At 59.5% G+C, this 23166-nt stretch carries 24 protein-coding genes and 1 pseudogene; 13 read left to right on the forward strand and 12 right to left on the reverse strand.

Translation table 11 applies throughout. From position 1 onward, the window contains the following. Positions 1-6 precede the first annotated feature (6 nt). From rapZ to GQ39_RS29565, 9 genes are all read right to left on the reverse strand, one after another. Positions 7-864 carry an RNase adapter RapZ gene (gene rapZ / locus GQ39_RS29525; protein WP_047537710.1) on the reverse strand — a complete coding sequence of 286 codons (858 nt, stop codon included), beginning with the start codon at positions 862-864 and terminating at the stop codon, positions 7-9. A 2-nt stretch (positions 865-866) separates the two neighbouring features. Further along, a complete protein-coding gene (gene ptsN / locus GQ39_RS29530) occupies positions 867-1331 on the reverse strand; it encodes a PTS IIA-like nitrogen regulatory protein PtsN (RefSeq protein ID WP_047537713.1) in 465 nt (154 codons plus the stop codon). A gap of 12 nt (positions 1332-1343) precedes the next feature. Further along, a complete protein-coding gene (hpf, locus tag GQ39_RS29535; RefSeq protein ID WP_047537716.1) occupies positions 1344-1652 on the reverse strand; it encodes a ribosome hibernation-promoting factor, HPF/YfiA family in 309 nt (102 codons plus the stop codon). A 74-nt stretch (positions 1653-1726) separates the two neighbouring features. Next, on the reverse strand, positions 1727-3220 hold the full coding sequence (locus GQ39_RS29540; RefSeq protein WP_047537719.1) for an RNA polymerase factor sigma-54: 1494 nt from the start codon (positions 3218-3220) through the stop codon (positions 1727-1729). 184 nt (positions 3221-3404) lie between these two features. Continuing rightward, a complete protein-coding gene (gene lptB / locus GQ39_RS29545; RefSeq protein ID WP_047537722.1) occupies positions 3405-4130 on the reverse strand; it encodes an LPS export ABC transporter ATP-binding protein in 726 nt (241 codons plus the stop codon). Then, complete coding sequence (lptA, locus tag GQ39_RS29550; RefSeq protein ID WP_047537724.1) at positions 4130-4678, reverse strand: lipopolysaccharide transport periplasmic protein LptA; 549 nt, start codon at positions 4676-4678, stop codon at positions 4130-4132. Before lptA ends, lptB begins: the two co-directional genes overlap by 1 nt. After that, positions 4665-5237 (reverse strand): LPS export ABC transporter periplasmic protein LptC, encoded by a 573-nt coding sequence (lptC, locus tag GQ39_RS29555; protein ID WP_047537727.1) that lies wholly within the window; start codon positions 5235-5237, stop codon positions 4665-4667. Before lptC ends, lptA begins: the two co-directional genes overlap by 14 nt. A gap of 8 nt (positions 5238-5245) precedes the next feature. After that, on the reverse strand, positions 5246-5770 hold the full coding sequence (locus GQ39_RS29560) for a KdsC family phosphatase (RefSeq protein WP_047537730.1): 525 nt from the start codon (positions 5768-5770) through the stop codon (positions 5246-5248). Further along, entirely contained in the window at positions 5770-6744 is a 975-nt protein-coding gene (locus GQ39_RS29565) for a KpsF/GutQ family sugar-phosphate isomerase (protein ID WP_047537734.1), read from the reverse strand. Before GQ39_RS29565 ends, GQ39_RS29560 begins: the two co-directional genes overlap by 1 nt. Before the next feature lie 272 nt (positions 6745-7016). Between GQ39_RS29565 and GQ39_RS29570 the strand changes: the two genes are divergently transcribed. The 10 genes from GQ39_RS29570 to hisC all read left to right on the forward strand — a co-directional run bounded on the left by GQ39_RS29570 (position 7017) and on the right by hisC (position 14968). Further along, positions 7017-7826, forward strand: coding sequence for an ATP-binding cassette domain-containing protein (locus GQ39_RS29570; protein WP_047537737.1), 810 nt, complete (start codon positions 7017-7019; stop codon positions 7824-7826). Then, entirely contained in the window at positions 7826-8623 is a 798-nt protein-coding gene (gene mlaE / locus GQ39_RS29575) for a lipid asymmetry maintenance ABC transporter permease subunit MlaE (protein ID WP_047537739.1), read from the forward strand. The genes GQ39_RS29570 and mlaE overlap by 1 nt, the downstream gene beginning before the upstream one ends. Next, positions 8623-9090, forward strand: a complete 468-nt coding sequence (mlaD, locus tag GQ39_RS29580; protein ID WP_047537743.1) for an outer membrane lipid asymmetry maintenance protein MlaD — start codon at positions 8623-8625, stop codon at positions 9088-9090. Before mlaE ends, mlaD begins: the two co-directional genes overlap by 1 nt. An 11-nt stretch (positions 9091-9101) precedes the next feature. After that, positions 9102-9755, forward strand: coding sequence for an MlaC/ttg2D family ABC transporter substrate-binding protein (locus GQ39_RS29585; protein WP_047537745.1), 654 nt, complete (start codon positions 9102-9104; stop codon positions 9753-9755). Further along, on the forward strand, positions 9752-10057 hold the full coding sequence (locus GQ39_RS29590; protein WP_047537747.1) for an STAS domain-containing protein: 306 nt from the start codon (positions 9752-9754) through the stop codon (positions 10055-10057). Before GQ39_RS29585 ends, GQ39_RS29590 begins: the two co-directional genes overlap by 4 nt. Before the next feature lie 114 nt (positions 10058-10171). Continuing rightward, the gene (locus tag GQ39_RS29595; protein WP_047537750.1) at positions 10172-10411 is read left to right on the forward strand and encodes a BolA family protein; all 240 of its coding nucleotides are present in this window, start codon (positions 10172-10174) and stop codon (positions 10409-10411) included. 22 nt (positions 10412-10433) lie between these two features. Further along, positions 10434-11699 (forward strand): UDP-N-acetylglucosamine 1-carboxyvinyltransferase, encoded by a 1266-nt coding sequence (gene murA / locus GQ39_RS29600; RefSeq protein WP_047537753.1) that lies wholly within the window; start codon positions 10434-10436, stop codon positions 11697-11699. Positions 11700-11825: 126 nt separating this feature from the next. Then, complete coding sequence (hisG, locus tag GQ39_RS29605; protein ID WP_008018703.1) at positions 11826-12461, forward strand: ATP phosphoribosyltransferase; 636 nt, start codon at positions 11826-11828, stop codon at positions 12459-12461. A gap of 126 nt (positions 12462-12587) precedes the next feature. Continuing rightward, on the forward strand, positions 12588-13913 hold the full coding sequence (gene hisD / locus GQ39_RS29610; RefSeq protein ID WP_047537758.1) for a histidinol dehydrogenase: 1326 nt from the start codon (positions 12588-12590) through the stop codon (positions 13911-13913). A gap of 2 nt (positions 13914-13915) precedes the next feature. Beyond that, complete coding sequence (gene hisC, locus GQ39_RS29615; RefSeq protein WP_047537760.1) at positions 13916-14968, forward strand: histidinol-phosphate transaminase; 1053 nt, start codon at positions 13916-13918, stop codon at positions 14966-14968. 58 nt (positions 14969-15026) lie between these two features. Here the strand turns inward: hisC and GQ39_RS29620 are convergent, their stop codons facing one another. From GQ39_RS29620 to algW, 3 genes and pseudogenes are all read right to left on the reverse strand, one after another. Further along, the gene (locus GQ39_RS29620) at positions 15027-15746 is read right to left on the reverse strand and encodes a DUF4198 domain-containing protein (protein WP_047537763.1); all 720 of its coding nucleotides are present in this window, start codon (positions 15744-15746) and stop codon (positions 15027-15029) included. Positions 15747-15758: 12 nt separating this feature from the next. After that, positions 15759-17863: pseudogene (locus GQ39_RS29625) on the reverse strand (TonB-dependent siderophore receptor). Positions 17864-17950: 87 nt separating this feature from the next. Next, complete coding sequence (gene algW / locus GQ39_RS29630; RefSeq protein WP_047537765.1) at positions 17951-19111, reverse strand: Do family serine endopeptidase AlgW; 1161 nt, start codon at positions 19109-19111, stop codon at positions 17951-17953. Between the two features lie 103 nt (positions 19112-19214). Here algW and GQ39_RS29635 point away from each other — a divergent pair, with 103 nt between their 5' ends. The 3 genes from GQ39_RS29635 to cysN all read left to right on the forward strand — a co-directional run bounded on the left by GQ39_RS29635 (position 19215) and on the right by cysN (position 23065). Beyond that, the gene (locus GQ39_RS29635) at positions 19215-19973 is read left to right on the forward strand and encodes a Nif3-like dinuclear metal center hexameric protein (protein ID WP_047537773.1); all 759 of its coding nucleotides are present in this window, start codon (positions 19215-19217) and stop codon (positions 19971-19973) included. Positions 19974-20239: 266 nt separating this feature from the next. Further along, on the forward strand, positions 20240-21157 hold the full coding sequence (gene cysD / locus GQ39_RS29640; RefSeq protein ID WP_034147080.1) for a sulfate adenylyltransferase subunit CysD: 918 nt from the start codon (positions 20240-20242) through the stop codon (positions 21155-21157). A 9-nt stretch (positions 21158-21166) separates the two neighbouring features. Beyond that, positions 21167-23065, forward strand: a complete 1899-nt coding sequence (gene cysN / locus GQ39_RS29645; protein WP_047537777.1) for a sulfate adenylyltransferase subunit CysN — start codon at positions 21167-21169, stop codon at positions 23063-23065. Positions 23066-23166: the final 101 nt, after the last annotated feature.

Consider the following 23166-nt stretch of genomic DNA (forward strand, 5'->3'; position numbering starts at 1 on the left):
AATCCTTTAGCTGAGGTCGCGGTGGCGAACCTGGACGTTCTTCAGGGATTGTTGCAGCGTCTTGCCCAAGCGTTCGGTCAGGTAGACGGAACGGTGATGTCCGCCCGTGCAGCCAATGGCAATGGTGACATAGGCGCGGTTGCTGGCGGCAAAGCGGGGCAGCCATTTGAGCAGATATGTGGAGATGTCCTGGAACATCTCTTCCACGTCCGGCTGGGCTGCCAGGTACTCGGCAACCGGTTGATCAAGCCCGGACTGCGCCCGAAGCTCGGGTTTCCAGTAGGGATTGGGCAGGCAGCGCACGTCGAATACCAGGTCGGCATCCACGGGCATGCCACGCTTGAAACCAAAGGACTCCACCAGGAACGCTGTACCGGGTTCCGGCTGGTTCAGCAGGCGCAGCTTGATCGTATCCCGTAGCTGGTACAGGTTGAGGTTGGTGGTGTTGACTTTGAGATCGGCAAGGTCGGCTATGGGGCCGAGCAGGCTGGTTTCATCGTTGATCGCTTCAGCCAGCGAACGATTGGCACTGCTCAGCGGGTGACGACGACGGGTTTCCGAAAAACGCTTGAGCAAGGTTTCTTCGTCGGCATCCAGGTACAGAACGTCGCACTGGATATGCCGGCTGCGGACTTCTTCGAGCAATTCGGGGAATCGCGACAAGTGACTGGGCAGGTTGCGTGCATCAATGGACACGGCCACCAGCGGCTGTGCCAGTTCGGTGTGGATCAATGCGCGTTCGGCGAGTTCCGGCAGCAACCCGGCGGGAAGGTTGTCGATGCAGTAGTAGCCACTGTCCTCGAGTACATCAAGGGCGGTGCTTTTACCTGAGCCGGAGCGGCCACTGACGATGATCAAGCGCATGGTTACTGACCGTTTTGCTCGTCCAGGACAACCTGATACAAGGCTTCATTGCTCGGGGCGCTGCGCAGTTTTTCGCGCACTTCCTTGCGGTCGAGCATGCTGGCAATTTGGCGCAAAAGTTCCAGGTGCGCATCGGTAGCGGCTTGCGGGACCAGTAGAACGAACAACAGGTCAACCGGTGCGCCGTCGATGGCGTCGAAATCTATGGGGGCATCGAGGTGCATCAGGGCACTGATGGGTGAAGAGCAGCCCTTCAGGCGACAGTGGGGAATGGCGATGCCGTTGCCAAAACCCGTCGAGCCGAGTTTTTCACGGGCAATCAACGCCTCGAAGACATCTTGCATCTCCAGATCCGGCACTTCCCGGGCGATCAGGTTGGCAATTTGTTCGAGGGCTTTCTTTTTACTGCCGCCCGGCACGTTCACAAGGGAACGGCCGGGGGTCAGGATGCTTTCAAGTCGGATCATGGGTTGGGGGTGTTAACGACCGGTAGCGCCCTGGAGGAGGCTCTGGGTCTTTTCCTTATGCTTTTTGAGTTGTTTATCCAGCTTGTCGGTCAGTGCGTCGATCGCCGCGTACATATCGGTATGTTCCGCGTTCGCGACCACTTCATTGCCGGGAATATGCAGCGTGGCTTCGATTTTCTGCTTCAACTTTTCGACGGTCATCGTGACCTGTACGTTGGTGATCTTGTCGAAGTGCCTCTCTAACCGTTGGAGTTTTTCGCCGATGTAGGTGCGAAGAGGTTCGGTCACTTCCAGTTGGTGTCCACTGATGTTGACTTGCATACAGCTTCTCCTTCGTTGCCAGTGCATAAAGCGGTAGATCAAATGATCTACCACTGGAACGCTGTGGCGTGGCTCTACATCAACCGCTTGCGTTCGCTCGAAGGCGCGATCCCCAGGGATTCGCGGTACTTGGCGACGGTGCGGCGAGCCACCTGAATGCCTTGTGCCTCCAGTAAACCAGCGATCTTGCTGTCACTCAACGGCTTTTTCTGATTTTCCGCGGCAACCAGTTTTTTGATGATCGCGCGGATCGCCGTGGACGAGCATTCGCCGCCTTCGGAGGTGCTGACATGGCTGGAGAAAAAGTACTTCAGTTCATATATGCCCCGAGGGGTATGCATGAACTTCTGTGTGGTCACCCGTGAAATTGTCGACTCGTGCATGCCAACCGCCTCGGCGATGTCATGCAGGACCAATGGTTTCATGGCTTCGTCGCCGTACTCCAGGAAGCCGCGCTGATGCTCGACGATCTGGGTGGCAACTTTCATCAGGGTTTCATTGCGGCTTTGCAGGCTCTTGATGAACCAGCGGGCTTCCTGCAACTGATTGCGCATGAACGTGTTGTCGGCGCTGGTGTCGGCGCGACGCACGAAACCGGCGTACTGGGCGTTGACCCGAAGACGCGGTACCGATTCCTGGTTGAGTTCTACCAGCCAGCGTTCGTTGTCCTTGCGCACGATCACGTCGGGAACCACGTATTCGGCTTCAGTGGATTCGATTTGCGAGCCCGGGCGCGGATTGAGGCTTTGAACCAGTTCGATCACCTGGCGCAGCTCATCTTCCTTGAGCTTCATGCGGCGCATCAGCTGGCTGTAATCGCGGCTGCCGAGCAAGTCGATGTAGTCGGTGACCAGGCGCTTTGCTTCGGCGAGCCAAGGGGTTTTGGCCGGCATCTGGCGTAATTGCAGCAGCAGGCATTCGCCCAGGTTGCGGGCGCCGATTCCGGCGGGTTCGAATTGCTGGATGCGGTGCAGGACGGCTTCGATTTCGTCCAGCTCGATGTCCAGCTCCGGGTCGAAGGCTTCGAGTATCTCCTCGAGCGTCTCGTCCAGGTAGCCCTGATTGTTGATGCAATCGATCAGGGTCACGGCGATCAGGCGATCGGTGTCGGACATGGGCGCCAGGTTCAATTGCCACAGCAAATGGCTTTGCAGGCTTTCACCGGCCGATGTGCGGGTGGTGAAATCCCACTCGTCGTCATCGTTGCTCGGCAGGCTGCTGGCGCTGGTCTGGTAAACGTCTTCCCAGGCGGTATCGACGGGCAGTTCGTTGGGGATACGCTCGTTCCAGTCGCCTTCCTCGAGGTTATCAACCGTCGGTGCGCTTTCCTGGTAGGAGGGTTCCTGAATGTCGGGGTTGGGTTTCTGTTCGGCGTTGTCGGCCAAGGGGTCGCTGTTATCGAAGTCGTCGCCTTCTTCCTGGCGTTCGAGCATCGGATTGGACTCCAGGGCCTCCTGGATTTCCTGTTGCAGGTCCAGGGTCGACAATTGGAGCAGGCGGATGGCCTGTTGCAGCTGCGGTGTCATCGTCAGCTGCTGGCCCATTCTCAAGACTAGCGATGGTTTCATGGCAGGGGCTAAACACCTTATTCGCCGGCGCACATGCGCCATCCACTACAGGGCGCCGGAGCGCCAAACATAAGCAAATTATATGCCTGAAACTGAAGTGTTTGCCTAGAGCGCTGTAACAATAAAAAAGTGTTGATTTTTTATCGAGACAAGCGCTCGGTCGACTAGCCAGACACCTCGGTGCTTACAGGCGGAACTCATGGCCCAAATACACTTCCTTGACCAGATCGTTGGCCAGGATGGTTGCAGCGTCGCCTTCGGCGATCAATTGGCCATCGTTGACGATGTAGGCGGTTTCACAGATGTCGAGGGTGTCACGGACGTTGTGGTCGGTGATCAGCACGCCAATGCCCTTGGCCTTGAGGTGATGGATGATCTGTTTGATGTCGCCCACCGAAATCGGGTCCACGCCGGCGAAGGGCTCGTCGAGGAGGATGAATTTCGGGTTGGTGGCCAATGCCCGGGCGATTTCCACACGGCGGCGTTCGCCACCGGACAGGCTCATGCCGAGGTTGTCGCGGATGTGGCTGATGTGGAATTCCTGCAGCAGGCTTTCCAGCTCCTTGCGGCGACCGGCCTTGTCGAGTTCCTTGCGGGTCTCCAGGATCGCCATGATGTTGTCGGCGACCGAGAGTTTGCGGAAGATCGACGCTTCTTGCGGCAGATAGCCGATACCGGCCTTTGCACGGCCGTGCATTGGCTGGTGGCTGACGTCCAGGTCGTCGATCAGTACGCGGCCCTGATCGGCCTGTACCAGGCCTACGATCATGTAGAAGCAGGTGGTCTTGCCGGCGCCGTTAGGGCCTAGCAGGCCAACGATCTGACCGCTGTCGATGGACAGGCTGACATCACGGACGACCTGGCGGCTCTTGTAGCTCTTGGCCAGATGCTGAGCTTTCAGAGTTGCCATTACTGGGCCTTTTGCTCGTCGGTTTTCTTCTTCGGCTGGATCACCATGTCGATGCGCGGACGCGCTTCGGTGACCTTGTTACCTGTCGCTCGGCCAGCGCTCGCAAGCTTCTTGACGGTGTCGTAGACGATTTTTTCGCCCTGGGTGGTGTTGTTGTCCTTGTCGATGACTTTGGCGCGATCGATCAGTACGACGCGGTTTTGCGCGGCGTGGTACTGGATGGTCACTCCCCAGCCCTGGACAGGCTTGGTGTCGCCCTGGGTTTGCAGTTGTTCGAAGTAGGCCAGGTTGCCTACAGAGGTCACTACGTCGATATCGCCGGTCGGCGTGCGGGTGATGGTCACGGTGTTGCCGGTGACCTTCATCGAGCCCTGGGTAATGATCACGTCACCTTTGTAGGTGGCAACGCCATTCTTGTCGTCCAGTTGGGCGTCGTCGGCTTGAATGCGGATAGGCTGCTCTTGATCGTTCGGCAGAGCCCAGGCGCTCACGCTTCCCAGTGCTGCGCCCAGACTGAGCAAAATAGGGAGGGTTTTAACGAGCCTCATACTGTCCTCTTACGTTCGATAGCAGGTGTATCCTGCTTTCTTTCAAATACGCTTTCATTCCGGTACCGGTCGATACGCCGCCAGCGCCGTCGATTCTAACGGGTTGCTCGGTCTGCGCATATTGCTGCTGCGGGAACACCGTCATTCGGGTGGTGGTGATCAGGGTTCTGCGGTTTTTTTCATCAAAGCGCGTGATGCGTACCGAATCGATCAATTCAACCTGCGTGCCGTCCGGGTTGACCTCACCTTTTTCGCTCTGGACGTGCCACGGGAACTCGGTGCCGCGGAACATGTTCAGGTCAGGGTTGGTCAGCAGCGTGACTTCGCTTGCTTTGAGGTGCTCGACTTTGTCGGAAGTCATTTCGTATTGAAGCCTGCCATCAGGCAGGAACTGCACGCTGTGGGCGTTGGTAGCGTAATAGTCGATTTCGCTTTCGTCGACATGCGCGATCGGTTTGTCGAGGAAGCGTTCCGGGCTGATGTTCCAATAGCCGACCGCGGCGAAAATCGCCGCAATGCAACCGAACACCAGAATGTTGCGAATTTTTTTGTTCAGCATGGTTTGGCTCACAGGTACGCGGCGTTGGCCGCATCGAGACGGCCCTGGGCGCGCAGGATCAATTCGCAGAATTCGCGGGCGGCACCCTCGCCACCGCGGGCCTGGGTTACTCCGTGAGCGTGTTCACGCACAAAACTTGCGGCATTGGCCACCGCCATGCCCAGGCCGACGCGGCGAATGACCGGCAGGTCCGGCAGGTCGTCGCCTAGATAAGCGACCTGCTCATAGCTTAGGTTGAGTTGGCCGAGAAGCTCGTCGAGCACCACCAGTTTGTCTTCGCGCCCCTGGTACAGATGCGGGATGCCAAGGTTTTTCGCCCGTCGCTCAACCACCGGGGTTTTGCGGCCGCTGATGATCGCGGTCTGGACGCCGGCCGCCATCAGCATCTTGATGCCCTGGCCGTCGAGGGTATTGAAGGTCTTGAATTCGCTGCCGTCTTCGAGAAAGTACAGGCGCCCGTCGGTCAGGACGCCATCGACATCGAATACTGCCAGTTTGATGTGTTGGCCGCGTTGCAGCAGGTCCGCGCTCATTACATTACTCCTGCACGCAGCAAGTCGTGCATGTTCAAGGCGCCGACCGGGCGGTCTTCGCTGTCGACCACGACCAATGCGTTGATTTTATGATCTTCCATGATTTTCAGGGCCTCGGCGGCGAGCATCTCGGCGCGGGCGGTCTTGCCGTGCACGGTCATGACCTGATCTATCGTGGCGCTATGGATGTCGACGCTGCGGTCCAGGGTGCGGCGCAAGTCGCCGTCGGTGAAGATCCCGGCCAGCTTGCCGTCGGCCTCGAGGATGACTGTCATGCCAAGGCCCTTGCGAGTCATTTCCATCAGCGCATCCTTGAGCAAGGTGCCGCGCTGAACCTGTGGCAACTCTTGCCCGGCGTGCATGACATTTTCCACCTTCAGCAGCAGGCGTCGGCCCAATGCTCCACCGGGATGGGAAAAGGCAAAGTCTTCGGCGGTAAAGCCGCGCGCTTCCAGCAGTGCGACGGACAGGGCGTCGCCCATGACCAGCGCCGCCGTAGTAGAGGAAGTAGGGGCCAGGTTCAGCGGGCAGGCTTCGTGCTCGACGTGAACGTTCAGGTTGACCTCGGCGGCCTTGGCCAGCGGTGAGTTCGGGTTGCCGGTCATGCTGATCAGCTGGATGCCCAGACGCTTGATCAGTGGCAGCAGGGTGACGATTTCATTGGTCGAGCCGGAGTTCGACAGCGCCAGGATGATGTCGTCGCGGGTGATCATTCCCATGTCGCCGTGGCTGGCTTCGGCCGGATGCACGAAAAATGCGGTGGTGCCGGTGCTGGCCAGGGTGGCGGCGATCTTGTTGCCGATATGCCCCGATTTGCCCATGCCGACCACGACTACGCGGCCTTTGCTGGCCAGAATCATCTCGCAGGCGCGTACGAAATCTGCGTCGATATGCGGTAGCAAGCTTTGTACGGCTTCTACCTCGAGGCGGATGGTGCGTTGTGCTGATTGAATCAGGTCGCTGGATTGGCTCATGTCTGAATCGTATAGCCTGATGAAAAGGCGGCGATTATAGCGGTTATGATCGAAACCCTCACGCAAGTTTGTCGAGCATTGTCTCTCCATGCTGCTCAATCCCTCTAAATGAGCGTTTTTGCCTGTCTTGTTGCTGAATATGGCTCGGCATTGGCCTTGGGCGCGTGGCCATTGCAGTGATATAGTTCGCCGCCAGTTCGGCCCGCTCGGCGGATGTGCTTTTGTCAGGAAGCCAGGCGTCCGAGTGAGAGGCTGCATCGCAAGGAGTTTAGATGAGTGCCGATAACGCCTACGCGGTCGAGCTGAAGGGACTGACCTTCAAGCGCGGTGCGCGCAGCATTTTCAATAACGTCGATATCCGTATTCCCCGCGGCAAGGTCACCGGCATCATGGGGCCTTCCGGGTGTGGCAAGACCACGCTGTTGCGGTTGATGGGCGCACAATTGCGGCCTACCAATGGCGAAGTCTGGGTCAACGGTCAGAACCTGCCAAAACTGTCGCGCAGCGATCTGTTCGACGCCCGCAAGCACATGGGCGTGCTGTTTCAGAGCGGCGCACTCTTTACCGACCTCGATGTGTTCGAGAACGTCGCCTTTCCGCTGCGTGTTCACACCCAACTGCCGGATGAAATGATCCGCGATATCGTCCTGCTCAAATTGCAGGCCGTGGGTTTGCGCGGCGCCCTTGACCTGATGCCCGACGAGCTGTCAGGCGGCATGAAGCGCCGCGTCGCGTTGGCGAGGGCGATTGCGCTCGATCCGCAAATTCTCATGTACGACGAGCCCTTTGTCGGTCAGGACCCTATCGCCATGGGCGTACTGGTGCGCCTGATCCGCTTGCTCAACGATGCATTGGGCATCACCAGCATCGTGGTCTCCCACGACCTGGCCGAAACCGCGAGCATCGCCGACTACATCTATGTGGTCGGCGACGGGCAGGTGTTGGGGCAGGGCACGCCTGACGAGCTGATGAACTCGGACGAGCCGCGTATCCGTCAATTCATGACAGGCGATCCGGACGGTCCGGTCCCCTATCACTTTCCAGCGACGGACTACCGCGCAGATCTTCTGGGGAAGCGTTGATGCGCAAGATTTCACTTATAGAGCGAGTGCGCCGGTTCGGCCAGGCGGGCATCGATGTGCTGTCGGTGTTCGGTCGTTCGGCCATATTTCTGTTTCACGCGCTTCTTGGGCGTGGCGGTATTGGCGGCGGTTTTGGCTTGCTGGTCAAGCAGTTGCACTCGGTGGGCGTGATGTCCCTGGTGATCATCGTGGTCTCCGGTGTGTTCATCGGCATGGTACTGGCGCTGCAAGGTTTCAACATTCTGTCCAGCTACGGTTCGGAGCAGGCGGTCGGGCAGATGGTGGCGCTGACGCTGCTGCGCGAACTGGGGCCTGTGGTGACTGCGTTGCTGTTTGCCGGGCGTGCCGGTTCGGCGCTGACGGCGGAAATCGGCAACATGAAGTCCACCGAACAGCTGTCCAGCCTGGAAATGATCGGGGTCGACCCGCTCAAGTACATTATTGCCCCGCGCCTCTGGGCCGGCTTCATTTCCCTGCCGGTGCTGGCCATGATTTTCAGCGTGGTGGGCATCTGGGGCGGTTCGTGGGTAGCGGTCGACTGGCTGGGTGTCTATGAAGGTTCCTACTGGTCGAACATGCAGAACAGCGTGACGTTCACGGATGATGTGCTCAACGGCATCATCAAAAGCATCGTCTTCGCCTTTGTCGTGACCTGGATCGCCGTATTCCAAGGCTATGACTGCGAGCCCACTTCCGAGGGGATCAGTCGTGCCACTACCAAGACCGTGGTGTATGCCTCCCTGGCAGTGCTGGGCCTGGACTTTATTCTGACCGCTTTGATGTTTGGAGATTTCTGATGCAAAACCGCACCCTGGAAATCGGTGTCGGCCTTTTCTTGCTGGCTGGCATCCTGGCTTTGTTGCTGCTGGCGCTGCGGGTCAGTGGCCTCTCGCCGAGCCCGAGCACCGACACCTATAAACTTTATGCGTACTTTGACAATATCGCCGGTTTGACGGTCAGAGCCAAAGTGACCATGGCGGGTGTCACCATCGGCAAGGTCACCGCAATCGATCTGGATCGCGACAGTTTCACGGGTCGGGTGACCATGCAGGTGGAAAAACGCGTAGATAACCTGCCCGCCGACTCCACTGCATCTATCCTGACCGCTGGCCTGTTGGGCGAGAAGTACATCGGTATCAGCGTGGGTGGGGAAGAAGCCTTGCTCAAGGATGGCGGAACCATCCACGACACTCAGTCGTCGCTGGTGCTGGAAGACCTGATCGGTAAATTCCTGCTCAATACCGTTAGCAAAGACGCCAAATGAGGAGCTGTTAAATGATCTCAATCTTGCGACGTGGCCTGTTGGTGTTGCTCGCGGCCCTGCCGTTGGTAGCTAACGCCGTGGCGGCGCCTTCCGCGCACGATCTGGTACAGGACACGACCAATCGGTTGCTCGCCGACCTGGCGGCCAACAAAGAGAAATACAAGAAGGACCCGAATGACTTTTATGCGGCGCTGAACACCATCGTCGGCCCCGTGGTGGATGCCGAGGGTATTTCCAAGAGCATCATGACGGTCAAGTACTCGCGTAAAGCCACCCCTGAGCAAATGAAGACCTTTGAAGAAAATTTCAAGAAAGGTTTGTTCCAGTTCTATGGCAATGCGCTGCTTGAGTACAACAACCAGGGCATCGTCGTTGACCCTGCCAAGGATGAGTCGGGCGACCGCACCAGCGTCGGCATGACGGTCAAGGGCAGCAATGGCGCGATCTATCCAGTGCAGTACACACTCGAGAAGATCAATGGCGAGTGGAAGCTGCGCAACGTCATCATCAACGGCATCAACATCGGCAAGCTGTTCCGCGATCAGTTCGCCGATGCAATGTCGCGCAATGGCAACAACCTGCAGGCGACCATCGACAATTGGGCAGGGGAAGTTGCCAAAGCCAAGGCCGCTACCGAAAAAACCGACCAGAAGCCAGCCCAATGAGTGATTCTGCCGTTCGCATGAACGAAACCGGCGAACTGTTGCTCAGTGGCGTGCTGGATTACCGGACCGGCCCTGGCCTGCGCGAGCAGGGGCAGGCGCTGATCAAGTCCAGCAAGGCTGCGGCCCTGGTGATCGATTGTTCGGCGGTGGAGAAGTCCAGCAGTGTCGGCCTGTCCTTGCTGCTGTGCTTCATGCGAGATGCCCAGGCGGCCGGCAAGGCGCTGAGCATCCGCGGGATGCCCGAAGACATGCGCGAAATTGCTCAGGTCAGTGAGCTGACCGAGCTGTTGGCGCATCCCTAACCCGCATCGATAAAGTAGCCCCCCGTCAGAGTCCTGCTTCGCGGGGTTCGCAGGCGCGGGGCTTTTTTGTATGATGTCCGACCCGCGCGCACAGGGCGCCGATTGAGGTTGAGCATGCAGGCCACCGAAGTGAAGAGCTTCCTTGAAGGAAAGCTGCCAGGAACTCAGGTAGAAGTTGAGGGCGAAGGCTGCAATTTCCAGCTGAACGTGATTAGCGATGAACTGGCGGCATTGAGCCCGGTCAAGCGTCAGCAGCAGATCTATGCCCATTTGAACCCGTGGATCACCGATGGCAGCATCCACGCGGTCACTATGAAATTTTTCAGCAGCGCGGCCTGGGCCGAGCGCACCTGAGCCCAAGGGCGTCGAGATTCTTATGGATAAATTGATTATTACTGGCGGAGCTCGTCTTGACGGCGAGATCCGCATCTCCGGGGCAAAGAACTCTGCCCTGCCGATCCTGGCTGCGACGCTGCTGTGCGATGGCCCTGTGACTGTGGCCAACCTGCCGCACCTGCACGACATCACCACCATGATCGAGCTGTTCGGTCGCATGGGCATCGAGCCTGTCATCGACGAGAAACTGTCCGTCGAAATCGACCCGCGCACCATCAAGACCCTGATCGCTCCGTACGAACTGGTGAAAACCATGCGTGCGTCGATCCTGGTACTGGGCCCGATGGTTGCCCGTTTCGGTGAAGCCGAAGTCGCACTGCCTGGCGGTTGCGCCATCGGTTCGCGTCCGGTTGACCTGCACATCCGTGGCCTCGAAGCCATGGGCGCGGTCATCGACGTCGAAGGCGGCTACATCAAGGCCAAGGCGCCGGAAGGCGGCCTGCGTGGCGCGCACTTCTTCTTCGACACCGTCAGTGTGACCGGTACCGAGAACATCATGATGGCCGCCGCTCTGGCCAAGGGCCGCAGTGTACTGGCCAACGCCGCACGCGAGCCTGAGGTCGTCGACCTGGCGAACTTCCTGAACGCCATGGGTGCCAAGGTTTCCGGTGCTGGCACCGACACTATCACCATCGATGGCGTCGAGCGTCTGCACACCACCACTTACAAAGTGATGCCCGACCGTATCGAAACCGGCACCTATCTGGTCGCCGCTGCGGTGACTGGCGGTCGCGTGAAGGTCAAGGACACCGATCCGACCATCCTCGAAGCCGTTCTGGAAAAACTCCGGGAAGCGGGCGCGGAAATCACCTGCGGCGAAGACTGGATCGAACTGAACATGCACGGCAAGCGGCCGAAAGCCGTCAACGTGCGCACTGCACCGTATCCGGCGTTCCCGACTGACATGCAAGCGCAGTTCATTTCCCTCAACGCCATTGCCGAAGGCACGGGCGCCGTGATCGAGACGATCTTCGAAAACCGCTTCATGCACGTTTACGAACTGCACCGCATGGGCGCCAAGATCCAGGTCGAAGGCAACACCGCCATCGTAACCGGCACCGAAAAGCTCAAGGGCGCGCCAGTCATGGCGACCGACCTGCGCGCTTCGGCCAGCCTGGTCATTTCGGCGCTGATCGCCGAAGGCGATACCCTGATCGATCGCATCTACCACATCGACCGTGGTTACGAGTGCATCGAAGAGAAACTGCAGATGCTCGGCGCCAAGATCCGCCGCGTACCGGGCTAGTTCCTGCTGCATGGGCATAAGGACATGCCCGTTGAATTGTTGAAGTCGAGCCGGATTCCGGCTCGACGTGTGCCCGGCGCCGTTTGCGACCGGGCATGAGTACCTTGATAAGGACTGACGTTTCCCATGTTGACCATCGCACTGTCCAAGGGCCGCATCCTTGATGACACCTTGCCGCTTCTGGCTGAAGCAGGCATCGTGCCGACCGAGAATCCGGACAAGAGTCGCAAGCTGATCATCCCCACGACCCAGGAAGATGTACGCCTGCTGATCGTGCGTGCCACCGATGTGCCGACCTACGTCGAGCATGGCGCCGCCGACCTGGGTGTCGCCGGTAAAGACGTGCTGATGGAATACGGCGGCCAGGGCCTGTACGAGCCGCTGGACCTGCAAATTGCCCAGTGCAAACTGATGACGGCCGGCAAGGTCGGCGCAGTCGAGCCTAAGGGCCGTCTGCGTATCGCCACTAAATTCGTCAACGTTGCCAAGCGTTACTACGCCGAACAGGGCCGCCAGGTCGACATCATCAAGCTTTACGGTTCGATGGAACTGGCGCCGCTGATCGGCCTGGCCGACAAGATCATCGACGTGGTCGACACGGGGAACACGCTGCGGGCCAACGGTCTGGAGCCACAGGACTTCATTGCTGCCATCAGCTCCCGGCTGATCGTCAACAAAGCTTCGATGAAAATGCAACACGCCCGTATTCAGGCGTTGATCGACACCCTGCGCAAGGCAGTGGAGTCTCGACACCGCGGCTGATTCACCTGCGCGACCTTGAGTCGCGCCCGTCTATCCGCCTCATAGCCAGAATTCTCAGGTGCCCAAGCGGAAACGACTGCTAAGTTAGGGCGCCTGAGTTTTTGCCAATCCTATGAGGCTCTCGCTATGACCGCACCGACTGCAATTCGCCGACTCAACGCTGCTGACCCGGATTTCGCACATCATCTGGATCATCTGCTGAGCTGGGAAAGTGTGTCTGACGACTCGGTCAATCAGCGGGTGCTGGACATCATCAAGGCCGTGCGCGAGCGTGGCGATGCCGCGCTGGTGGAATTCACCCGTCAATTCGACGGGCTCGATGTCGCGTCAATGGCCGACCTGATCCTGCCGCGCGAACGCCTGGAACTGGCGCTCACGCGCATCACGGTAGCGCAGCGCGAAGCCTTGGAAAAAGCTGCGGCCCGCGTGCGCAGCTACCACGAAAAGCAGAAACAGGACTCCTGGACTTACACCGAGGCCGACGGCACGGTGCTGGGCCAGAAGGTCACGCCGCTGGACCGCGCCGGCCTGTATGTGCCGGGCGGCAAGGCGTCGTACCCGTCGTCAGTATTGATGAACGCCATTCCGGCCAAGGTTGCCGGTGTGACCGAAGTGGTCATGGTGGTGCCGACTCCGCGTGGCGAGATCAATGAGCTGGTGCTGGCCGCTGCCTGCATCTCCGGCGTCGACCGCGTGTTCACCATTGGCGGTGCACAAGCTGTCGCCGCGCTGGCCTACGGTACCGAAAGCGTGCCGAAGGTCGACAAAGTGGTGGGGCCGGGCAACATCTATGTCGCCACCGCCAAGCGCCACGTGTTTGGTCAGGTCGGCATCGACATGATCGCCGGCCCGTCCGAGATCCTCGTGGTGTGCGACGGTCAGACCGATCCGGACTGGATCGCCATGGACCTGTTCTCCCAGGCCGAACACGATGAAGACGCCCAGGCGATCCTGGTCAGCCCCGACGCCGATTTCCTCGACAAAGTGGCCGCCAGCATCGCCAGGCTGATGCCGACCATGGAGCGCGCGCAAATCATCGAAACCTCGATCAATGGTCGTGGTGCGCTGATCCAGGTTCGCGATATGGCCCAGGCCATCGAAGTGGCCAACCGCATCGCGCCGGAGCACCTGGAGTTGTCGGTGGCCGATCCGCAAGCCTGGCTGCCGCAGATCCGCCACGCCGGTGCGATCTTCATGGGCCGTCACACCTCCGAAGCCTTGGGCGACTATTGCGCGGGCCCCAACCACGTGTTGCCGACTTCCGGCACCGCGCGGTTCTCCTCGCCGCTGGGGGTTTACGACTTCCAGAAGCGCTCGTCGATCATCTTCTGCTCCGAGCAGGGGGCGTCCGAGCTGGGCAAAACCGCTTCCGTGCTGGCCCGTGGCGAGTCGCTGACCGCCCACGCCCGCAGTGCCGAATACCGTATCGTTGACGAACAAAAGGGAAACTGAGCATGAGTAAATTCTGGAGCCCGTTCGTCAAGAATCTGGTGCCTTACGTACCGGGCGAGCAGCCGAAACTGGCAAAACTGGTGAAGCTCAACACCAATGAAAACCCGTATGGCCCATCGCCCAAAGCACTGGCCGCCATGCAGGCCGAGCTGAACGACAACCTGCGGTTGTACCCGGATCCGAACAGCGATCTGCTCAAGAATGCGGTCGCCGGGTATTACGGCGTGCAGCGCAATCAGGTGTTCCTCGGCAACGGGTCCGATGAAGTCCTGGCGCACATTTTCCACGGCCTGTTGCAGCACGATCAGCCGCTGCTGTTTCCGGATATCAGCTACAGCTTCTATCCGGTCTACTGCGGTCTGTACGGCATCCGGTTTGATGCGGTGCCGCTGGACGAGCACTTCCGGATCGACCCGGCGGACTACGCCAAGCCGAATGGCGGGATCATTTTCCCCAACCCGAATGCGCCGACCGGTTGCCTGCTGGCCCTCGACGCCATCGAGCAAATCCTCAAGGCCAGCCCGGATTCGGTGGTCGTGGTGGATGAGGCTTACATCGACTTCGGCGGAGAAACCGCGATCAGTCTGGTGGACCGTTATCCGAACCTGCTGGTGACTCAGACGCTGTCCAAGTCCCGTTCCCTGGCGGGTCTGCGGGTAGGTTTGGCGGTGGGGCATCCTGACCTCATCGAGGCGCTGGAGCGAATCAAGAACAGCTTCAACTCCTATCCACTGGATCGGATGGCGAATGTCGGTGCGGCGGCCGCGTTTGAAGATCGTGAGTACTTCGACATGACTTGCCGATTGGTCATCGAGAGTCGCGAGCAGTTGATTGCACAGCTGCAGGCGAAGGGTTTCGAAGTATTGCCGTCGGCAGCGAACTTCATTTTCGCCCGTCACCCGCAGCACGATGCAGCGGGGCTGGCGGCGAAGTTGCGTGAGCAAGGCGTGATCGTCCGGCACTTCAAGCAGGAGCGGATTGCGCAGTTCCTGCGGATTTCCATCGGTACGCCTGAGCAGAACCAGGCGTTGATCGACGGTTTAGGCGATCTGTAAACCATCCCGGACTCTGTGGGAGCGAGCTCGCTCCCACAGTGTTTAGTGTTGTTTTGACTTACTCGTGATGCGGTTCGCCCAGGAATGTCAGCGAACTGAAAAAACCACGACTGCTCACGTCAGCGCTGTCCTTCACCGGCACTTCCACCTGAGCCGAAATCACATTCAGCCCTTCATTGCGCACCAGCACTCGCGCCCGGCCGTCCGCGTCGGTTTCGGTGCTCAAGGTGTTCGGCGCATTGCGGTAGTCACCCACCAACTTCACCCCGGCCGCCGGTTTGCCATCCAGTAGCACACGCACCGGCAGCGAATTGCCCGGCCCCACGGTCAGCGGATCGACCTCCGGCAGAATCAGCAACTTCAGTTGATCAAGCCTGGGCAACCTGGCGGCTGGCTGATAAATCGCCAGGCTGTACTTGAATGTCTGTGTCGACTCGATCGCGCCCGGTACTTTGCTGCGCCCCTCGTTGACCCATTTCTTGTCGGTGGTCTGCGACCACATGCCATTGTCCAGTGCCACGGCGATCACCGCGGGCGGTTTCAGCGGTTGCAGGCGCGCGTGATCAGGCAGGCGCTGGACGGTCACCGGGATCATTTTTCCGCTGATGTCATAAGCCCAGGCGCCGCTGATTTTCTGCGCCTTGAAGGCATTGTCCTCGGCGCCGTGGCCGTAAATCACTTCGATGTTACCGCGACGTTGTTCGGTCCAGAGACCATGGGCCGAAACCTCATGAGTGAACAATAGACCGAGCAGGGCCAGGGATTTGAGAGAGGGCATGGGGACGTCCTTTTATAGAGTGAGTGTCAGGCTGACGGTGAAATTGCGCGGCTCGCCGGGGTTGACCCAGTAGTTGCTGTAGGAACGCTCGAAGTATTTCTCGTCGAAAACGTTGTTGAGGTTCAGGCCCACAGTGACGTTGTCGCTGGCCTTGTAATGGGCCAGCAGGTCGACCGTGTGATAAGCCGGCAATTGGAAGTCGCTGCCGGCTTCGCCCGAGCGGTCACCGACATAGGTGAAGGCCGCACCGAGATCTGAACCGCGCAAGCGACCGTCCTGAAACGCATAAACCCCCAGCAGACTGCCGCTGTGTTTGGCGACGCCGAGAATGCGGCTCCCGGTTGGAATGACCTTGTCGCCCTCGGTGACTTCAGCATCGATGTAGGCGAAGGCGCCGATCACCCGTACGGCATCGGTGACTTGCCCGGCGACTTGCAGATCGAATCCCTGGCTGCGGGCCTTGCCCATGGCGCGGCTGGTGTCGGTACCCGGGTCGAGGGCGAGGACATTTTTCTTTTCGATATGGAAGGCGGCGAGTGTGCTGCTCAAACGGTCGTCAAACAGGTCGCTCTTGATCCCGATTTCATAGCCAACACCTTCTTCCGGATCAAAGGATCTGCCTGCGGCGTCCAGGCCATTGTTCGGTTTGAACGAAGTGGAGGCGTTGGCGAACAAGCCGATTTCGGGTGTCAGCTGATACAGCAGTCCGGCCCGTTGCGTAAGGGCGTCGTGTTGCTGGCGGTTGGTGGTGTTGCGCGTGTGATCGTCGATGCCTTGTTCGAACCGTTCGAGACGCGCACCGAGCATGCCTCGCAACGTGTCAGTGAAGAGGATCTGATCCTGCAGGTTCAGGGCTCGGCTTTCGACGTGTTCGAAGAAGTCAGTGCCGGAACGTGCGCCGCCTGGTTTCGGCTGGCCATAGACCGGTTGGTCAATATCGACGACGTAGGGGCTGCCGGCGATGGTCGTCACGCGCTCGTTCTTGCGGTAGTTCTCGTATTCACTGCCGATCAGTAGTTCGTGCTGCCACGGGCCGGTGTCGAATAATCCGCGCAGTTCGAGTTGGGTAATGCTGTCGTGCCAATTGTTGTCACGCTCGCGGTAGCGACGGTTGACGGTGTGGCCATCGGCATTTAAGGCGCGCGCTTCCGAGGCAAAGCCCCAGAGTTTGCCTTGCTTGTAGTGACTGGCCAGGCGCAGTTTCCAGGCGTCATTCAGGTGATGTTCGAGCGTGGCTTGCAGCAGGTTGTTGTGGTTGTCGATGTCGCCATCGTTGGGTTCGCCGAGGAAGGTCGAACGAGAAACGCCGCTCCACACGTTGTTCGGCGCGACGATGCCGCGGTCGAACGTGGAGCGGTGGCGCACGAACTCGCTTTCCACCAGCAGCGTCGTGTCGGGATTGAGTTGCCAACTGAAGGCGGCGCGACGAACACCCGCTCACGGTCAACGTGATCGCGAAAGCTCTGGCCGTCCTCGATGGCCAGGTTTACCCGCGACAACACGTTGCCGTCCTCATCCAATGGGGTGTTGACGTCCAGCGCGGTGCGGTAGCGATCCCAACTGCCAGCGCTGGTGTGCAGGGTGGCGAAGGCTTCGGGCCGGGGCTTTTTGGTGACGATATTCACCGTGCCGCCCGGATCGCCTCGACCGTAAAGACTGGCAGCAGGGCCTTTGAGCACTTCGATGCGTTCGATACTCGCCACGTCCGGCGTGCTCGGGTAGCCGCGGTTGGCGCTGAATCCGTCCTTGTAGAATTCCGAGGTGGTGAAGCCGCGCACGCTGTATTCGTAGAGCGTCAGGCCACCGAAGTTGTTCTGTTTCGACACGCCGCCCGCGAAGTCCAGTGCACGCTCGACGCTGATGCTGCCCAAGTCGTTGAGCACACTGACGGGAATCACGCTGATCGATTGCGGGATGTCGCGAATGGCGGTGTCGGTTTTGGTTGCGCTGGAAGAGCGGGTGGCGCGGTAGCCATCGACCGGGCCGGTGGCGGATTCGTAATCTGAAGTGACGCTGATCGCGTCCAGTTCGAGGGTTTGCGGTTCTTCGGCTAAGACCGGATTCCCCAGCAGCCCGAGGGCAAGACTTGCCACGGAGGCCTTTGTTCGAGACGACATGTTATGTTGTTCCAATTGCCATAATTGAAACAATATAACATGTCTAATGAGAATGTCTGCTAATGGCCAGAAATGCTCGGGCCAGGTTTAGTTTTCTTCTTTTTCCTTCACCGGAGCCGGCGGTGGACGCAAGCCGATTTCCGCGGTGAGCTTGAGCTCCTTGCCGTTGCGCATCACTTGAACAGTGACCTTGTCAGTCGGTTTGATCCGCGCGACCTGATTCATCGAGCGACGGCCATCACCGGCCGGTTCGCCGTCGATGCTGAGGATCACATCGCCCAATTGCAGGCCGGCCTTCTGCGCCGGGCCGTCGCGGAAAATCCCGGCGACGACGATGCCCGGGCGTCCAGAAAGACCGAAGGACTCCGCCAGCTCCTGGGTCAATGGCTGCACTTCAATACCCAGCCAGCCGCGAATCACCTGGCCGTGTTCGATGATCGACTTCATCACTTCCATTGCCAGTTTGATCGGGATCGCGAAGCCGATGCCCTGGGAGCCACCGGACTTGGAAAAAATCGCTGTGTTGATGCCGGTCAGGTTGCCGTTGGCGTCGATCAGCGCTCCGCCGGAGTTGCCAGGGTTGATCGCGGCGTCGGTCTGGATGAAGTCTTCGTAGTTGTTCAGGCCCAACTGGTTACGCCCGGTCGCACTGATGATGCCCATGGTCACGGTCTGGCCGACACCAAACGGGTTGCCGATGGCCAGGGCCACATCGCCAATACGGATGTTGTCGGAACGGCCGACAGTGATCGCCGGCAAGTTCTTCAAATCGATCTTCAGCACCGCGAGGTCGGTCTCCGGGTCGCTGCCGATCACCCGGGCCAGGGTTTCGCGCCCGTCCTTGAGCGCGACCACTATCTGGTCGGCACCGCTGGTCACGTGGTTGTTGGTCAGGATGTAGCCTTCCGGGCTCATGATCACGCCCGAACCGAGGCTCGACTCCATGCGTTTCTGCTTGGGCGAGTTGTCGCCGAAGAAACGGCGGAACTGCGGATCTTCGAACAACGGGTGGCTGGGTTTGTTGATGACTTTGGTGGTGTACAGGTTCACCACGGATGGCGCGGCCGTGGTCACTGCGTCAGCATAGGACACCGGACCTTGCTGCATGCTGGTGGTCTGCGGGGCTTGCTGCAGATTGACGTCGAGGCTTGGCAGCCCGACCCACTGCGGGTAACGCTGGATTATCAACAGAGCGATAAGCACGCCGGCCAGTAGCGGCCAGCCGGAAAAACGCAGCGCCTTGAGCATTAAGCACGTCCTGAGAGGGTTGCAGGCGGTATCGGACCGCCCATAATGTCGCGCATTATACGAGGCCGCGCGTGCCTCTGAACGGGATATTTAGGAGTCTTTCATGGCCGTCGCCTTGAGCACCCTGGTCGAAGAAGCCGACCGTTACCTCAGCAGTTCGAAAATTGCCGATTACTGCCCCAACGGCCTGCAGGTCGAAGGCCGGCCGCAAGTGATGCGCATTGTCAGTGGTGTCACCGCCAGCCAGGCGTTGCTCGATGCCGCCGTGGAAGCCAACGCCGACCTGGTGCTGGTGCACCATGGCTATTTCTGGAAGGGCGAAAACCCGTGCATCACCGGCATGAAGCAGCGTCGCCTGAAGACATTGCTCAAGCACGATATCAGCCTGCTGTCCTATCACCTGCCGCTGGATCTGCACCCGGATGTCGGTAACAACGTGCAGTTGGCCCGGCAGCTCGACATCACTGTCGAAGGCCCGCTGGATCCGGACAACCTGAAGATTGTCGGTCTGGTCGGTTCGTTGAGTGAGCCGATGATGCCTCGGGATTTTGCCCGCCGGGTCCAGGAAGTCATGGGCCGCGAGCCATTGCTGGTCGAGGGCAGCGAGATGATTCGTCGGGTCGGTTGGTGCACGGGGGGCGGTCAGGGCTACATCGATCAGGCCATTCTGGCGGGTGTCGATCTGTACCTGAGCGGCGAGGCCTCCGAACAGACGTTCCACAGCGCGCGGGAAAACGACATCAGCTTCATCGCCGCCGGCCACCACGCCACCGAGCGTTATGGCGTTCAGGCACTGGGTGACTATCTGGCGCGCAGATTTGCGCTGGAGCACATCTTCATCGATTGCCCGAACCCCATCTGAAAAAACGCAATCCCTGTAGGAGCGAGCCTGCTCGCGATGTTCGTCAACGATAACGCTGGGGGCCTGACACCCCGCGGCGTTCTCGGGTTCATCGCGAGCAGGCTCGCTCCTACAGGGGGGGGCGGTGCGTTCTGCCCAAACGAGGGGGCATATTCATATGCTCTTTCGTTCTAGTTGGCGTCCTGATTAGAAGTGGGCGCTGTGCTAGGATTCCCCGCTCGAACACGGCCCGCTGGCCGTTCATAAGAAAGCTTTCGTGAGTAGCCATGGTCGACAAACTGACGCATCTGAAACAGCTGGAGGCGGAAAGCATCCACATCATCCGCGAGGTGGCCGCCGAGTTCGATAACCCGGTGATGCTGTACTCCATCGGTAAAGACTCCGCCGTGATGCTGCACCTGGCACGCAAGGCGTTTTTCCCTGGCAAGCTGCCGTTTCCGGTGATGCATGTCGACACCCGGTGGAAATTCCAGGAGATGTACAAGTTCCGCGACAAGATGGTCGCCGAGCTGGGCCTGGACCTGATCACCCATGTGAACCCGGACGGCGTGGCGCAAGGCATCAACCCGTTTACCCACGGCAGTGCCAAGCACACCGACATCATGAAGACCGAAGGCCTGAAGCAGGCATTGGACAAATATGGTTTCGACGCCGCTTTCGGTGGTGCCCGTCGCGATGAAGAGAAATCCCGCGCCAAGGAGCGCGTGTACTCGTTCCGCGACAGCAAGCACCGCTGGGATCCGAAAAACCAGCGCCCGGAGCTCTGGAACGTCTACAACGGCAAGGTCAACAAGGGCGAATCCATTCGTGTGTTCCCGTTGTCGAACTGGACCGAACTGGACATCTGGCAGTACATCTACCTTGAAGGCATCCCGATCGTCCCGCTGTACTTCGCCGCCGAGCGTGAAGTCATCGAGAAGAACGGCACGCTGATCATGATCGACGACGAGCGCATCCTCGAACACCTGAGCGATGAAGACAAAGCGCGCATCGTCAAAAAGAAAGTGCGTTTCCGTACCCTTGGCTGCTACCCGTTGACGGGCGCGGTGGAGTCCGAGGCCGAAAGCCTCACGGACATCATTCAGGAAATGCTCCTGACGCGAACTTCCGAGCGCCAGGGCCGTGTCATCGACCACGATGGCGCCGGCTCGATGGAAGACAAGAAACGTCAAGGTTATTTCTAAGGGGCTGTCATGTCGCATCAATCTGATTTGATCAGCGAGGACATCCTCGCCTACCTGGGCCAGCACGAACGTAAAGAGCTGCTGCGCTTCCTGACCTGCGGTAACGTCGACGACGGCAAGAGCACCCTGATCGGGCGTCTGCTGCACGACTCCAAGATGATCTACGAAGATCACCTGGAAGCCATTACCCGCGACTCGAAAAAAGTCGGCACCACCGGCGAAGACATCGACCTGGCGTTACTGGTCGACGGCCTGCAGGCCGAGCGTGAACAAGGCATCACCATCGATGTCGCGTACCGCTATTTCTCCACCGCCAAGCGCAAGTTCATCATTGCCGACACCCCTGGCCATGAGCAGTACACCCGCAACATGGCCACCGGTGCATCCACCTGTGACCTGGCGATCATCCTGGTCGACGCCCGTTACGGCGTGCAGACCCAGACCCGTCGCCACAGCTTCATTGCCTCGCTGTTGGGCATCAAGCACATCGTCGTCGCCATCAACAAGATGGACCTCAAGGACTTCGATCAGGGCGTGTTCGAGTCGATCAAGGCCGACTACCTGAAGTTCGCCGAAGGCTTGAAGATGAAGCCGACGAGCATGCACTTCGTGCCGATGTCTGCCCTCAAGGGCGACAACGTGGTGAACAAGTCCGAGCGCTCGCCGTGGTACACCGGCCAGTCGCTGATGGAAATTCTCGAGACTGTGGAAGTGGCGGGCGACCGCAACTTCACCGACCTGCGTTTCCCGGTGCAGTACGTCAACCGTCCGAACCTGAACTTCCGTGGTTTCGCCGGCACCCTGGCCAGCGGCATCGTCAAGAAAGGCGACGAAGTCGTGGTTCTGCCGTCGGGCAAGAGCAGCCGCGTGAAATCGATCGTCACCTTCGAAGGCGAGCTGGAGCATGCAGGTCCCGGTCAAGCGGTGACGCTGACCATGGAAGACGAAATCGACATCTCCCGCGGCGACCTGTTGGTCCACGCCGACAACGTGCCGCCCGTCACCGACAGCTTCGAAGCAATGCTAGTGTGGATGGCTGAAGAGCCGATGCTGCCGGGCAAGAAATACGACATCAAGCGCGCCACCAGTTACGTGCCGGGCTCCATTGCCAGCATCGTCAACAAGGTCGACGTGAACACCCTCGAAGAAGGCCCGGCCAGCGCATTGCAGCTGAACGAAATCGGTAAGGTCAAGATCGCGCTTGACGCGCCGATTGCCCTCGACGGTTACGAAAGCAACCGCACCACCGGCGCGTTCATCATCATCGACCGCCTGACCAACGGCACCGTGGGCGCCGGCATGATCGTCGCCCAGCCTCTGGCACACGGCAGCGCCACGCACCACGGCAAACTGGCCCACGTCGCCACCGAAGAACGCGCCCAGCGCTTCGGCCAGCAACCGGCCACCGTGTTGTTCAGCGGCTTGTCGGGCGCAGGCAAGAGCACCCTGGCTTATGCCGTGGAGCGCAAGCTGTTCGACATGGGCCGTGCGGTGTATGTGCTCGATGGCCAGAACCTGCGTCACGACCTGAACAAGGGTCTGCCACAGGATCGCGCCGGGCGTACCGAGAACTGGCGTCGTGCCGCGCACGTGGCGCGTCAGTTCAACGAAGCCGGTTTGCTGACCCTGGCGGCCTTCGTTGCGCCGAGCTCCGAAGGTCGTGAACAGGCCAAGGAACTGATCGGCAAAGAGCGTCTGCTGACGGTTTACGTCCAGGCTTCGCCAGCGGTCTGTGCCGAACGCGATCCACAAGGCCTGTACGCGGCGGCCGGCGATAACATCCCGGGCGAGTCCTTCCCGTACGACGTACCGCTGGATGCCGATCTGGTGATCGACACCCAATCGTTGTCGCTGGAAGAAAGCGTCAAGCAAGTGCTGGATCTGCTGCGCAAGCGTGGCGCGATCTAAGCGTTAGCTGCAAATAAAAAAACCGCCGATGAGTGATCATCGGCGGTTTTTTTTGTGTTTTCAATATCGCCTTCGCTGGCAAGCCAGCTCCCACAGGTTTC

It is taken from the genome of Pseudomonas sp. 11/12A (genome assembly GCF_000800055.1).
GTDB classification, from domain to species: domain Bacteria; phylum Pseudomonadota; class Gammaproteobacteria; order Pseudomonadales; family Pseudomonadaceae; genus Aquipseudomonas; species Aquipseudomonas mohnii.

What these genes read in the sequence shown, in the direction of transcription:
- cysD (WP_034147080.1), top strand. Translation starts at nt 20,240, where the DNA reads ATGGTCGACAAACTGACGCATCTGAAACAGCTGGAGGCGGAAAGCATC.
- cysN (WP_047537777.1), top strand. Translation starts at nt 21,167, where the DNA reads ATGTCGCATCAATCTGATTTGATCAGCGAGGACATCCTCGCCTACCTG.
- lptA (WP_047537724.1), bottom strand. Translation starts at nt 4,678, where the DNA reads ATGAGGCTCGTTAAAACCCTCCCTATTTTGCTCAGTCTGGGCGCAGCA.
- GQ39_RS29540 (WP_047537719.1), bottom strand. Translation starts at nt 3,220, where the DNA reads ATGAAACCATCGCTAGTCTTGAGAATGGGCCAGCAGCTGACGATGACA.
- lptB (WP_047537722.1), bottom strand. Translation starts at nt 4,130, where the DNA reads ATGGCAACTCTGAAAGCTCAGCATCTGGCCAAGAGCTACAAGAGCCGC.
- murA (WP_047537753.1), top strand. Translation starts at nt 10,434, where the DNA reads ATGGATAAATTGATTATTACTGGCGGAGCTCGTCTTGACGGCGAGATC.
- GQ39_RS29570 (WP_047537737.1), top strand. Translation starts at nt 7,017, where the DNA reads ATGAGTGCCGATAACGCCTACGCGGTCGAGCTGAAGGGACTGACCTTC.
- GQ39_RS29565 (WP_047537734.1), bottom strand. Translation starts at nt 6,744, where the DNA reads ATGAGCCAATCCAGCGACCTGATTCAATCAGCACAACGCACCATCCGC.
- GQ39_RS29595 (WP_047537750.1), top strand. Translation starts at nt 10,172, where the DNA reads ATGCAGGCCACCGAAGTGAAGAGCTTCCTTGAAGGAAAGCTGCCAGGA.
- hpf (WP_047537716.1), bottom strand. Translation starts at nt 1,652, where the DNA reads ATGCAAGTCAACATCAGTGGACACCAACTGGAAGTGACCGAACCTCTT.
- ptsN (WP_047537713.1), bottom strand. Translation starts at nt 1,331, where the DNA reads ATGATCCGACTTGAAAGCATCCTGACCCCCGGCCGTTCCCTTGTGAAC.
- GQ39_RS29635 (WP_047537773.1), top strand. Translation starts at nt 19,215, where the DNA reads ATGGCCGTCGCCTTGAGCACCCTGGTCGAAGAAGCCGACCGTTACCTC.
- hisC (WP_047537760.1), top strand. Translation starts at nt 13,916, where the DNA reads ATGAGTAAATTCTGGAGCCCGTTCGTCAAGAATCTGGTGCCTTACGTA.
- hisD (WP_047537758.1), top strand. Translation starts at nt 12,588, where the DNA reads ATGACCGCACCGACTGCAATTCGCCGACTCAACGCTGCTGACCCGGAT.
- GQ39_RS29620 (WP_047537763.1), bottom strand. Translation starts at nt 15,746, where the DNA reads ATGCCCTCTCTCAAATCCCTGGCCCTGCTCGGTCTATTGTTCACTCAT.
- rapZ (WP_047537710.1), bottom strand. Translation starts at nt 864, where the DNA reads ATGCGCTTGATCATCGTCAGTGGCCGCTCCGGCTCAGGTAAAAGCACC.
- mlaD (WP_047537743.1), top strand. Translation starts at nt 8,623, where the DNA reads ATGCAAAACCGCACCCTGGAAATCGGTGTCGGCCTTTTCTTGCTGGCT.
- GQ39_RS29590 (WP_047537747.1), top strand. Translation starts at nt 9,752, where the DNA reads ATGAGTGATTCTGCCGTTCGCATGAACGAAACCGGCGAACTGTTGCTC.
- algW (WP_047537765.1), bottom strand. Translation starts at nt 19,111, where the DNA reads ATGCTCAAGGCGCTGCGTTTTTCCGGCTGGCCGCTACTGGCCGGCGTG.
- GQ39_RS29585 (WP_047537745.1), top strand. Translation starts at nt 9,102, where the DNA reads ATGATCTCAATCTTGCGACGTGGCCTGTTGGTGTTGCTCGCGGCCCTG.
- GQ39_RS29560 (WP_047537730.1), bottom strand. Translation starts at nt 5,770, where the DNA reads ATGAGCGCGGACCTGCTGCAACGCGGCCAACACATCAAACTGGCAGTA.
- hisG (WP_008018703.1), top strand. Translation starts at nt 11,826, where the DNA reads ATGTTGACCATCGCACTGTCCAAGGGCCGCATCCTTGATGACACCTTG.
- mlaE (WP_047537739.1), top strand. Translation starts at nt 7,826, where the DNA reads ATGCGCAAGATTTCACTTATAGAGCGAGTGCGCCGGTTCGGCCAGGCG.
- lptC (WP_047537727.1), bottom strand. Translation starts at nt 5,237, where the DNA reads ATGCTGAACAAAAAAATTCGCAACATTCTGGTGTTCGGTTGCATTGCG.